This window comes from Halalkalirubrum salinum, assembly GCF_005543295.1.
Taxonomy (GTDB): Archaea; Halobacteriota; Halobacteria; order Halobacteriales; family Haloferacaceae; genus Halalkalirubrum; species Halalkalirubrum salinum.
On the sequence record NZ_SRSG01000002.1, the window covers coordinates 1 to 11860 of the forward strand.

An 11860-nucleotide genomic window follows, 5' to 3' on the forward strand; every position below is an offset into this window, starting at 1 on the left:
TATCGGGCCTGTGTGAAGGGGCCGACGCTCACGGAGCGGTTTTCGCTTCGGGTGTTACCGACACGGAGTCGGCACGACCTGAGAAGGGAGTGCGAGCGGAATTAAAGACTGTTGCGTCCACCGCGGACTAGACACGGACGCTACGGGTCACCCGACCCGTGGTACTTCACTCGTTTCGCTCACGGGAGTATGGATCTCCTCCCAAACATGTACCGTCTTCCCTCGAAACAGGATACCACAGCGGCGTTAAGTAGCGAGATCGCATACGCTCGATTAATGACCGAATCGATCGCACGAACCGAGCCACGTCGAAGGCCTCGTGGAGGTGATGGCGATGCGTCGCCGTGAGGTGCTCGCGGGGCTGGCAGCCGCAGGAGTCGTTGGTGGTGGCGCAGTGATTGCCAGACGAAACGCGCTCGGCGGTGGCACCGATCCGGCGATTCGCCGCCGGGAGGTCGAGACGATCGACGCACCCGGCAGCGACCCCGGAACCGTACAAATACCCGATCCAGATCGGCCAACCGTGTTGAAATTCTTCGCGACCTGGTGTACCGTCTGTCAGTCGATGATGGAACCAACCGGGGAGGTCTACGATCGGCTCGGTGAAGCGGTCCGCTTTCTGTCGGTAACGAACGAGCCGGTCGGCGACACCGTCACACGCGCGGACGTAGCCACATGGTGGGACAAACACGACGGCCGGTGGACCGTCGGGCTCGATCGAGGACTCGAACTCACAGAGGCGCTTGATGCCTCCGAAGTACCGTACACTTTCGTGGTCGACAGCGAGGGGATCGTCCAGTGGGCCGACTCGGGCTACAAATCCGCAGATGAGCTGTCGGCGGCAATCACAGCCGCGGTGGAGGGCTAAGCAATGACCGCTGGACTCGGAACCGCAGCCTTTGCTGTCGGTGCCGGGGTGTCTGCATTCTTCGCGCCGTGTTCGTACGCGTTGCTGCCCGGCTATGTTGGCTACTATGTAAGTTCAACCGGGACCGACAGCGTGCCGATCGGCGGCTCGCTTCTCCGTGGGACCGCGGCAGCGGCTGGCGCGCTGGCGGCCTTCGCCGGGTTGTCGGCGATTGCGATCGTCGCAGGCTCGACACTCGAACGACTGCTACCGATCGTCGAGCCGTTGATCGGCCTCGGGCTAATCGCGCTTGGGGCGCACCTCCTGTGGAACGGCTGGGGGAGCCTGCACGTGCCGCTCCCAGCACGGCGATCGACTGTGCTCGGCTTCGGCCTGTTCGGCGCGGTGTACGCGGTCGCCGCGACAGCGTGCGTATTGCCGCTGTTTCTCGCGCTTGCGCTCCGATCGGTGACGATGGGTCCTGTCGGAACCGCAGGGATACTCGGCGCGTACGCAGGGAGCTTCGCCGTGCTAATGATCGCCGTGACCGTGGCCGTCGCCGTTGGGCACGATCTTGGGCTCGCACGGATCGGACGATACACCGATCGCCTGTTGACACTCGGCGGCGGATTATTGATCCTTGCAGGAAGTATACAGATTTTTGTGTCTTTTTGACACCCTCCACACGGCTGAAGCCGTGGGATTCCCACATTGGGATATTACGGTTCACGGTACCGCCTGTTCTTGTGGGACTATTCGTCCCGTTGATTTGTCGAACAGGCGTACCGATGGCTGTGCCAAGCAGCCGTTACTCCTATCCGCAGAGGGATTCGGAGTTACCGTCTTTCGCATGTTCTCTGCTGCATTTAGATCGCTATTTGCGACCAAGCCACACCCCTCACAGACATACAACCCACGCTCGACACGGTTTGTGCTCGCTTCCAGTCCACATACACAGCAGGTTTTCGACGTTTTTAGCGTGGCTTCATCGACTCGTTCCACCGCGATGCCTCGATCTTCAGCCTTGTACTCAATATGGCTGAGCAGAGTCTCAAACGCCCAGTCGTGCAGCCGTTTGTTGCCGTGTCGCCCCCACTCTACATCCTCACGGATATGCTTAGCATGACCGACTGCGATTGTTCCAACATCACGCTCTGCACACTGTTCGACAATATCTTTCGACAGAGCGTGCAAGAAGTGCGCTTGCCGCCGTGATTTTTTCTGTCGTGCCCACAGTGCATGGTCGCTTGGGCCGTTGTCACCTTCTGTCTCGTATTCTTCCTGCCGGAAGTAGTGGGCGTCCTCTTTCAACGCATTCCCCGGATACAACAGCGTCTCATCACCGACAGAGACAGCCAGAGTATTACAGATACCGAGGTCAACACCTGCGGTTTTCTCCCCGGATGTTTCAGGTGCCTCAACTCGCAGTTTACAGACGAAATGTAGCTCCCAGTGCTCACCACCCCAGACAGCACGCACAGTCTGAACGTTTTCAACATCTGCAAGCGTTTGGTCGTCGTCTGTCTGCAGCGTGTATTCACAGAGGATGTAGTCCGCAGCGTACCGCGACACTTTCATATTCGTCCCTTTGGAGAGACGGACACGGTTGTACTGCGTGTCAAGTCTGAAGCCTTGGTTTTTCCACGTCACCGTTGAGCGTGGATGTTCGTCACCGTACTTGCGGTAGCCGGGGGGGTTGGCATCTGGATCGTCCTGTTTGTACCACGATTTGAACGCTTCTCCGAGTTCCTGAAGAACTCGTTGACTGGATTGTGAGTGCAAATCCCCGTAGCGATCGTGGCGTTTGAGGTATGAACACAGCTCGTCAGCGTCAGGGATGTGTCCGATAGCGTCCCAGACCCGCTGAACGGTCCACCGCCCGACATTCCACAATTTTGATGCAGCAAAGCCATGCGAATCAAGATCGTCACAGACTTGCGAGTGATTGCGGATACTCGCCTTGAACGTCCGAGTGACGACTCGATTCGACATACATAACCATAATAGGATTATTTATATAATAATTTCGGAATGTCGCTATTCGTGGAATATCCAAGCGTAGCGGTGAGCGGGGAAAGACTCACACTTGTCGGCTTCATCCCACCGCTAAAGCAGGTGGGCTTTCGCCTCGCTACCACTGTAACGGAGGCTCTGGGATGTTCCACTCGGTGATCCGGCTAAAATTCCTCGCTGCCAGCGCCGGGACAGTCTCGACTGCGGTTGCCGGCTGTCTTGGCGACGTCGCCACGCGGTGGAGAGTCCAGGGACGCACTCGAATCAACCGATGGAACCGGCGAGATAGGCGATCCCGCCTCGGCGGTTACTGTCGAGCTCATCTCTCGACCAGTCCCGACGATCGAACCGGCGATCGTCCACATCGTGCCCGGTGGAACCGTCGAATGGTTCGGCACCGGGATCAGAAACGCGGTTGCAGCGTATCACCCAGAGACGCATGGGCCGCGTCGAATACCCGACGCTGCTGAGCCGTGGGTGAGCGAGATGCTCTATGAGGAGCAGACGGACGCGATGACGCTCGAAACCGAGGGCGTATACGACTACGCAGACACTGTCGTCCTCTGTGGGACCCACGAGTCCTTTGGCGCGATCGGCCGAGTCGTCGGCGGCGATCCAGATCTGGACGCCGAACCGGCGCTGCAGGCCGATCCGGCCGCGCTTCCGGGACGCGCTGAAGCCGTGGCTCGGGATTTCAACGACCGCTGCCGGGCGGTACTATGATGGTAGCTGCGAGGCTTGATCGGCACGCCGTCAACAGTCGGCGTTCGAGACGCATACCACACCGGCTTTGACGGCGACTATCGTATATTCTGTATCCGCCATGACAATGGGCAACCACAGCCGCCGATCGATGTTGAAACGCACTGGAGCGGCTGCGATCGGCCTCTCGATTGCGGGGTGTACAGATGCGGTTCCGTTCATCAGTTCGGGGCCTGACGGCGTTGTCTTAGACCCACCAGAGAATTACGACCAGATCAAGGACGTTGAGCTTCCGTACCCGATCTACGGCGACGAGCTTCCGGAAGGGACCGTCCAGGCGCCACACGCCGATCGCACAGTCACAACGACAGAGTTCGTTGGCGAGAGACACGTCATGCTCACGTTCATTTTCACCCGCTGTTCGATGGCGTGCCCGGTGTTGACCGCGAATCTCCGCCAGGTACAGGCAATGACAATCGAGGAAGACGCAGCCGACGAGTTCGCGTTCATGCCGATCACGTTCGATCCCGAGTACGACACGCCAGAGCGGCTCCGCGAATACGGCGACGATCGCGGCGTCAACTGGGAGGCAGACAACTGGTGGTTCCTTCGACCCGAAACCGAGGCGCGAGCGGCGGTCGTCGTGGACGAGACGTTTGGAGTGTTTTACGAGTACGTTCCCGAAGACGAACGCGAGAATGACAACATGGCATGGGACCACAGCAACCTCATCGTGCTCGCAAACGCTGACGGCTATGTCGAACGCGCCTACACCGGAGAGCCGCCGAATCCAGCCGACGTTGTCGAGGATGCTCGGACCCTTCGCGATCGGTGGTAGCCCCAGAAGTACGGTCAGTCTCGTACAGCACAGTCTGGATCCTGAGAGGAGTCGTATCGACGAGCAGGTCTGGGTGCAGTGAGTCCGTGGCCAATCGAGGGTAGGGGTGTGTCAGTCGCGCCGCTGGTTCTTTGTGGACTGCGCTCACAATGAGCGTGTATGGCTGATGGACCCGCTGCCGACTCTGAAGCGCCGTCGTTGGGTGAAACAACCAATTCAACGACAGTTACAGCGGAAGGCAGCGAACTCGAGCGGACGATCGGACTCACCGGCGGACTCACGATCGGGATCGGGACGATGATCGGTGCAGGTATTTTCGTCTTTCCAGGGCTGGCCGCCGGCAACGCGGGCCCGGCGGCTTCCGCATCGTTCGGGATTGGTGCAGTGGTCGCCCTGCTCGTCGCGCTGCCGACCTCAGAGTTGGCCACGGCAATGCCAAAAAGCGGTGGCGGCTACTACTTCATTTCCCGGGGGATGGGCGCAGCATTCGGGGCGATTGTCGGGATCAGCCTCTGGCTCGGACTCGTGTTCGCGACGGCATTCTACCTCGTGGGATTCGGCGAGTACGCAGTTGCGGTCCTTATTGAGATCGGCGTCCCGGCACCGGCAGGGGCCGGGCCGATCGGAATCGTTCCCGTGTTGGGTGTCATCTTCGGCCTGTTGCTGACCGGGATCAGCGTCGCGGGAACCGAAAACACCACCAAGCTCCAAAACGCGATCGTCTCGTTGCTGTTGGGGATCCTGGCAGTCTTTCTCGGGTTCGGCGTTTTAGACGCCCTCGGAGTGTTCGGCACGGAGTCGACGCCGGAGACGTACGCCCCATTCGGTATCGGGCCGGTGTTGTCGACCGCCGCCCTCGTGTTTACCTCGTATCTCGGCTTTGCCCAGGTCGCGACAGTTGCCGGCGAAATGAAAGAGCCAGGGAGGAACCTTCCGCTCGCAATGGTCGGCTCTGTCGTCGTGGTCGGCGCGCTGTACGTCATTACAATTTTCGTTGCGACAAGTGCCTTCCCGAGTGCGACACTGGACGGGTTCGGGGAAACGGCGATCGTCGAGGTCGCCCGGTCGTACCTCGGACGGCCAGGTGCGATCGCGATCTTGATCGCTGGGCTGTTGGCGACGGTCTCGTCGGCCAACGCCTCGATTCTGAGCGCCTCACGGGCGCTGTACGCGACAAGTCGGGATGCGTTCGTTCCACAGTCGGTCAGCCGCGTGAACCTGAAGTACGGCACTCCACACCTAGCATTGGCGCTCGTTGGCGGGCCAACGGTCGTGCTCGTCGGCACTGGGCAGACAGAACTGCTCGCGGAGGTCGCCTCGTTTTTGCACCTGCTCATGTACGGGTTGATCTGTATCACGCTCATCGTCCTCCGACGACGATCGCCAGCGTGGTATCAACCCAGCTTCACCGTGCCTGGCTACCCGATCGTGCCGATTGTCGGCGGCATCGCAAGCTTCGCGATGATCGCGTTCATGCAGCCGCTGTCACAGATTATCGGCGCGTTCGTCATCGTCAGCGCAGGCGGGTGGTACCTATTTTATGCACGAGACGTGACAATAGATGCGGTGGTGAACAATGAGTAACACGCGTGTGAACGTGCTCGTGCCGATCGACGTGCTCAGCGGGGAGACAATCCCCGAGCCCGTAATTGAACTCCTCTCGGGAATGGACGTGACGCTTCTCGGGTACCACGTGTTCCCCGAACAGACCGCGACCGAACAGGCACACGATCAGTTTCACGAGAAGGTTGCGGCGGAGTTAGCAGCGTACGAGGCGCGGTTTGAAAGCCACGGCGGAACCGTCCAAAGCCGCTCGGTCTTTACCCACGACAAGGCCGACACGATCGAACGCGTCGCGGTCGAAGAGCGAACGGGAACGGTGCTCCTTTTGAACCCTGCGCCGAAGATCGAACGCGTGCTCGTCCCGATTAGAGGAGCCGTCAACGTCGATCGGCTGGCCGGCGTAACCGCTGCGCTCGCAGCCACTGCAGGGTTAGAAATCCGACTCTTCCATGTGACTGACGAGGACGGCGTCGAGGCGGGTGAAACACTCCTTGCGGACGCTCGCCAGAGTTTCGTCGATGCCGGCGTCAACGAGGAGCGACTTACGACGGAGGTCGCGGTCGCCGAGCAACCGATCGAGGCACTGAAATCCGCGGCAGACACAACTGATTTTGTCATCATGGGCGAACATGAGCCCTCAATCCTCGATATCATTCTCGGGGAGGCGTCTACGAAGGTTGCCGACTCGTCGCTGTCCCCGGTGTTGGTCGTCCGGACGGGCAAACACAAAAACACCGAGAGCGAGTAACGAACTCCCGAAGAGCGAGTAACGAACTCCCGATCGCGAGGCTGTCGTTGCGCTGGTCGACCGACAAGCGATCATCGCAGCCGCCCCCCGGAACCGACGGTCGTTTTACCCCGGCGGGTTGAACCGACACTATGGACGTGCTTGTCATCGGCGGTACTGGCCTCATCAGTACGGCGATCACCCGCCAGCTCGTCGAGGCGGACCACGACGTGACGTGTTTCACCCGGGGGCGAACGGACGCCGACCTCCCAGCGGCTGTCGAGTTCGTTCACGGCGATCGAACCGACGACAAAACACTGAATCGCACAGCTGAGCGAGTTGATCCAGACGCTGTGATCGACATGGTCTGTTTCGACGCCGAACAGGCCGACGCCGCGGTATCCGCGTTTGCAGATATCGCAGAACAGTACATCTTCTGTTCGACGGTCGATGTCTACCACCGGCCCCTTGCAGAGCAGTTCGCAGACGAGAATGCGCTTCGAGAGACGGAACACGACGGCGCGCCGGTGAGCGAGTACGGCCTGCACAAAGCGCAGGCCGAGGACGTGTTTTTTGCCGCTGACGGCGAGGCCTTCGCGTCGACGATTATCCGCCCCTGGAGCACCTACGGCGAGAGCGGACCGGTGTTGCACACGCTCGGGACCGGCTCGTACTACGTCGATCGGATCCGGCAGGGCAAACCAATTATCGTCCATGGCGACGGGACCAGCCTCTGGGGGCCGTGTCACCGTGACGACATCGCGCAGGCGTTCGTCGGCGCTGTCGGAACCGAGGCGGCGTACGGCGAGGCCTACCACGTCACGTCCGAAGAACCGATGACGTGGAACCAGTACCACCGACAGGTCGCAACGGCGCTTGACGCACCTGAACCCGAACTGATCCACATTCCGACCGCCCAACTTCGGGCAGCACTGCCCGATCGCACTGAGATGCTGGAAGATCACTTCCAGTTCAGCACGATTTTTGACAACATGAAGGCACGACATGACCTCGGGTTCGAGTACACGGTCCCGTTCGTCGACGGCGTTCGCCGGACGATCGCAGACATGGAATCCCGCGACGCGATCGAGCCCTGGGACGCTGCAAACGACGACGCGGTGATTGACGCATGGCGAGCGGCGACCGATTGCTTCCGGTCCGCTGTGTGAGCAGTACGCACAACTAACGCAGTTACTTATCGTAACCATCCGAACTGACTGTATTGACACACCACTCACACGATCAATCGGTGTGCGGAACGACAGATTCCTTCGACGATCACGGCATTGCCGACGGCGGCAAACTCGTCCGCCGGACGTACTACTGCCTCACCGCAGGGGATACGAGTCCTTCGAGCCGGCACCAGCGGGATTCGATCGGATCGAAGACGCGTTCACGCGAGCGTATCTGACAACGACAGACGAGTATGATCTGCCCGAGCGCGTCGCTGCAGCGATCGACGATGCGGCAGCGTGGATAAAAGAAGCGTTCGGTGATCGCCCCGACGCCGATCTCCGGACCGAGGTGCTGCCGTCGTTCTATCAGCAGGCCTCGCCGTTCCACTGTCGGTATCGATAACCGCTCTCGGCGGACACATTCTGCCAATGGACGTCATCTCCGTGCTGCCGAAGGATGCGATTGCGAGCATCGACGAACCACGGTTCGATCGGCAGTTCGAAGGCACACTCGACGAGACGATTCTCGCCGTCGAACGCGAGCTGGCGCGGGCGTATCCGATTTTGATTCTCAATTATCACGAGATCGTCAACGACCGCGTTGACGATGAGCCAATCGCGGTCACCTGGTGTCCGATCTGCGGCAGCGCGGTCGTCTACGAGGCGACTGTCGGCGATGCGGCGCTCACCTTCGGCGTGTCGGGAAAACTCGCCGACGTGCACGTGTTGTACGATCGCGAGACCGAACCGGATTGGAAACAGACGAATGGCGAGTGTATCACCGGCGATCTCTTGGGCGAACACCTGACTGTCATACCCGCCGCGATGACGACCGCTCTCGCGTTCGAAGCACGCTACCCCGAGAGAGTATTTTTACAGCCGACTCTGTTGAAATATTAAATTGGTGACATTTTCTTGGGTCCATGCTGAATACAGAGTGCGTACTCGGCACTCGACTACGGTATGCTGGAAAACTGAACTGGACCTGAATCAGCGAACAACAATAACTGTAACCGGGGCACGTCGAACAACGCTTTCGGCGACGTTCCCTAATAACACGCGGGAGACTCCCTCCCGCCCGCGACTTCCGACAACAATCTCTGACACGTCGTTTTCCTCTGCGAAGGAAACTATTTTTTTAGAGGGCTTGCCAACGACAGTTTCGATCCGGAATTCGACGCCTTCCGCCTCCAGCATTGGCTTGATCTCCTCGGACACCTCGTTTGTCTTCTCATCTTGCACCTCTTTGAGCCGCTCCTGAACGATATCAATCCCCGCCTCGAGCATCCCGTCAGCTACTTCAATGACTCGTAATAGGATGATCTCTTCTCCATCCGCGGCTTTGACTGCACGATTTACCGCTTTTTGTGCTGCGTTAGATCCGTCGTAGGCCACAAGAATTGCCATACGATCATTCGACACTGGGCAAAAATAAATCCCTCTCCCCCACTTGTTTTCAGAACACGACTTTGCTGACTACATACTCTGTATTCAGCAACCTGTACCTATCAATCTCCGAGGTTTCAACAGAGCCTTACAACCCAGTCCAGCAGCCGCCGAGCGCCATGGCTACGAACAATCTGGATACGCAGCCTACATCGAGCGTGAGGGTGACGGTTGTTGGTGGGATACGGATCGTTGTGCTCGCGACCGACGACGGGATGTATGCCTTCGAACACCCTAGCTTTGGGCTGGCGATCGCGGAAAGAGCGATCCACGGAAACAGCACAACGTGGGACACCACGACGGCCGAAAGTACTGACGGCCGACAGCTCCATAGGCTTCCTACCCGGCGGCTGTACGCGTTCGCCTGGCGAGACGACCACGGTGAGGGTGCGTTCTACGGCTACTGCTCGAAATATACCAAATTACAAATGTTTAATGTGCAAGGAGATAACAGATACCGTGAAGGGATTGATTTAGGACCGCCGAAATAGTGTTTATTTATTGATAACACTTTAGTGCTGGAGAGCCGAAGCCCTATGTGGTGCTCGCAGAGAATCTCGTGCTCGTGTTTCTCGCTGGATTGGTGACCGCGATAGCGACTGGCATCGGGGCCGTGCCGTTCTTTTTTGTCGAGGAGTTCGGCGATCGCTGGAACGTGGTGCTCTGGGGAGTCGCTTCAGGTATTATGATGGCTGCATCGCTGTTTGGACTCGTCGACGAGGGGCTTGCCAACTCTGCGGGGGGATTCCCGACGCTTGTGGTCGCCGGTGCGCTCGCTGGGGTCGCGCTCGTAGAAATTGCAGACTGGATCCTCGATCGGGTTGATTTCAGCAACGACAACAGCGACAGCACCGTCGATGACAGCGATGACGTCGATCGACCGCTCGAAGCCAAGGCATTCGCAGAGGGCGATCTCAAAACGCTCACGCTTATCCTCGGGATTTTGACGGTCCACAGCTTCCCGGAGGGTGTCGCGATCGGCGTCTCGTTTGCGGATCTCGGACTCGAAGGCGGGGTTGCGGTCGCCGGCTTTACTGTCCCGGTGTTGGCAGTGTTCATGACGATCGCTATCTCGATCCACAACGTGCCCGAAGGAACCGCGATCGCGATTCCGATGCGCGCGATGGGCATGTCAAACTGGCGGATGGTGGGCGCAGCCGTGTTTTCGAGTCTCCCGCAGCCGATCGGGGCGGTCATTGCGTTCGTTTTCGTCACGTGGGCCCGAGAGTTCCTCCCGTTTGGCTTCGGCTTTGCGGCCGGCGCAATGATCTATTTAGTGCTAACAGAGTTCATTCCAGAGGCGCTGAAAACTGGTCGATCTCTGCCCCACAGCGGACGAATTGAGCTGGCGATCGGATTCGCTGCAGGTGTTATGATTATGACACCGTTGGCATACATATGAATAGCCAATATAGACACTGTTGTAGTATATATCCATCATAGCATCGCATTTAGCCTCATATTCGGTAGATTTCGATGATGAGGAACCGGCTGAATGAACAAATGAGAGCAACGTAACACAGATGTCGAACACAAATTGGGACCGAACAAAACGGAAGATCCAGTTCACTGGCAACTCAACGTACTCGGTGTCACTGCCGAAAGAGTGGGTACAAACCCACCAGATTTGCCGCTCAGATCCGGTTTCGATATACCACAATCACGATCGGCTGGTGATCGCCCCTGAGCGAATTTTGGACGAACCGAGCTGTCTGAAAATTGAACCACAACAACGCAGCACCGACGTGGTTCTCCAGCGAATCAAAGCAGGGTTCACAGCCGGCTACAATCAGATCATCGTCACCGATCCAACTGAGATCGACGATCGACTCCGATATAGGATTCACGCGACAGTTGAGAGCCTGATAGGCATGGAAATCTACGAAGAGACAGAAGAACGAATCGAAATTCGCGATCATTTGGATGCCAGCGCCCTCTCAATAAGTCAGTCGCTCGCGCAGCTTCGTCAGTGTGCACTCCGGATGCAACAAGACGCGATGGAGGCTGTCAAAACGAACAACCAGACACTCGCCGAATGGGTCCGAGAGCGAGACGATCAAGCTGACCGGCAGTTTGCATTTATTTCCCGAGAGTTTCACCGTGGACTGACCGATATCACAGAACTCGAGATTCTAAACATTGATCGGACGGAAGGATTTCGCTACTATAAGATCGCAAGACAGCTCGAGCGGGTTGCCGACCGTGCAGAGCGAGTCGCCGACGTGGCTAACCAGCAACCGAGATCACCAGGCAAAGATATCTCCCAGGCACTGACCCAGGCGGTCTCACTTGCGCGTGAGATCGTTGAGCACGCAACCACTGACGAGGGGACCCGAGCATTAACACGCTACCATGAGTTGCTCGGACACATCGATGCAGGCAACGAGGCGATCATGCGAAGGGCCGATGCCCACGGGCATCTGTATGTCGTCGTCCTCGAGAGCGCGCGTAGAACTGCCGAGTACGGACTTAATATCGTCAATATCGGCACAGAGGGATCAGTTAGCGATTTATTGGGCCCGAGTTCAGAACAAGAGTAACCCAAGATA

The 11860-nt window shown here is 58.4% G+C and carries 14 protein-coding genes; 12 read left to right on the forward strand and 2 right to left on the reverse strand.

What is annotated here, in order from left to right:
* Positions 1-334: 334 nt before the first annotated feature.
* Both E5K03_RS00030 and E5K03_RS00035 read left to right on the forward strand, forming a co-directional pair.
* Positions 335-868 (forward strand): TlpA family protein disulfide reductase, encoded by a 534-nt coding sequence (locus E5K03_RS00030; protein WP_138004340.1) that lies wholly within the window; start codon positions 335-337, stop codon positions 866-868.
* Between the two features lie 3 nt (positions 869-871).
* The gene (locus E5K03_RS00035) at positions 872-1522 is read left to right on the forward strand and encodes a cytochrome c biogenesis CcdA family protein (protein WP_138004341.1); all 651 of its coding nucleotides are present in this window, start codon (positions 872-874) and stop codon (positions 1520-1522) included.
* A gap of 51 nt (positions 1523-1573) precedes the next feature.
* Here the strand turns inward: E5K03_RS00035 and E5K03_RS00040 are convergent, their stop codons facing one another.
* The gene (locus tag E5K03_RS00040) at positions 1574-2839 is read right to left on the reverse strand and encodes an RNA-guided endonuclease InsQ/TnpB family protein (protein ID WP_138004342.1); all 1266 of its coding nucleotides are present in this window, start codon (positions 2837-2839) and stop codon (positions 1574-1576) included.
* Positions 2840-3079: 240 nt separating this feature from the next.
* Between E5K03_RS00040 and E5K03_RS00045 the strand changes: the two genes are divergently transcribed.
* The 7 genes from E5K03_RS00045 (at position 3080) to E5K03_RS00075 (ending at position 8765) form a co-directional block, all read left to right on the forward strand.
* Positions 3080-3583: a halocyanin gene (locus E5K03_RS00045; protein ID WP_138004343.1), complete on the forward strand. Its 504-nt coding sequence runs from the start codon at positions 3080-3082 to the stop codon at positions 3581-3583.
* 106 nt (positions 3584-3689) lie between these two features.
* Positions 3690-4400, forward strand: coding sequence for an SCO family protein (locus E5K03_RS00050; protein WP_240729901.1), 711 nt, complete (start codon positions 3690-3692; stop codon positions 4398-4400).
* 159 nt (positions 4401-4559) lie between these two features.
* Complete coding sequence (locus E5K03_RS00055) at positions 4560-5984, forward strand: APC family permease (protein ID WP_138004344.1); 1425 nt, start codon at positions 4560-4562, stop codon at positions 5982-5984.
* Positions 5977-6711, forward strand: coding sequence for a universal stress protein (locus E5K03_RS00060; RefSeq protein WP_138004345.1), 735 nt, complete (start codon positions 5977-5979; stop codon positions 6709-6711). Before E5K03_RS00055 ends, E5K03_RS00060 begins: the two co-directional genes overlap by 8 nt.
* 131 nt (positions 6712-6842) lie before the next feature.
* On the forward strand, positions 6843-7859 hold the full coding sequence (locus E5K03_RS00065; protein WP_138004346.1) for an NAD-dependent epimerase/dehydratase family protein: 1017 nt from the start codon (positions 6843-6845) through the stop codon (positions 7857-7859).
* Positions 7860-7941: 82 nt separating this feature from the next.
* On the forward strand, positions 7942-8268 hold the full coding sequence (locus E5K03_RS00070; protein ID WP_205742923.1) for a hypothetical protein: 327 nt from the start codon (positions 7942-7944) through the stop codon (positions 8266-8268).
* Positions 8269-8294: 26 nt separating this feature from the next.
* Positions 8295-8765 carry a DUF3179 domain-containing (seleno)protein gene (locus E5K03_RS00075; protein WP_138004347.1) on the forward strand — a complete coding sequence of 157 codons (471 nt, stop codon included), beginning with the start codon at positions 8295-8297 and terminating at the stop codon, positions 8763-8765.
* 90 nt (positions 8766-8855) lie between these two features.
* Here the strand turns inward: E5K03_RS00075 and E5K03_RS00080 are convergent, their stop codons facing one another.
* The gene (locus E5K03_RS00080; RefSeq protein WP_138004348.1) at positions 8856-9272 is read right to left on the reverse strand and encodes a universal stress protein; all 417 of its coding nucleotides are present in this window, start codon (positions 9270-9272) and stop codon (positions 8856-8858) included.
* 158 nt (positions 9273-9430) lie between these two features.
* On the opposite strand from E5K03_RS00080, the gene E5K03_RS00085 reads away from it, so the two are divergent.
* From E5K03_RS00085 to E5K03_RS00095, 3 genes are all read left to right on the forward strand, one after another.
* Positions 9431-9802: a hypothetical protein gene (locus E5K03_RS00085; RefSeq protein WP_138004349.1), complete on the forward strand. Its 372-nt coding sequence runs from the start codon at positions 9431-9433 to the stop codon at positions 9800-9802.
* Between the two features lie 47 nt (positions 9803-9849).
* Positions 9850-10713 carry a ZIP family metal transporter gene (locus E5K03_RS00090; RefSeq protein WP_138004350.1) on the forward strand — a complete coding sequence of 288 codons (864 nt, stop codon included), beginning with the start codon at positions 9850-9852 and terminating at the stop codon, positions 10711-10713.
* A gap of 121 nt (positions 10714-10834) precedes the next feature.
* Positions 10835-11851 (forward strand): PhoU domain-containing protein, encoded by a 1017-nt coding sequence (locus E5K03_RS00095; protein ID WP_138004351.1) that lies wholly within the window; start codon positions 10835-10837, stop codon positions 11849-11851.
* Positions 11852-11860: the final 9 nt, after the last annotated feature.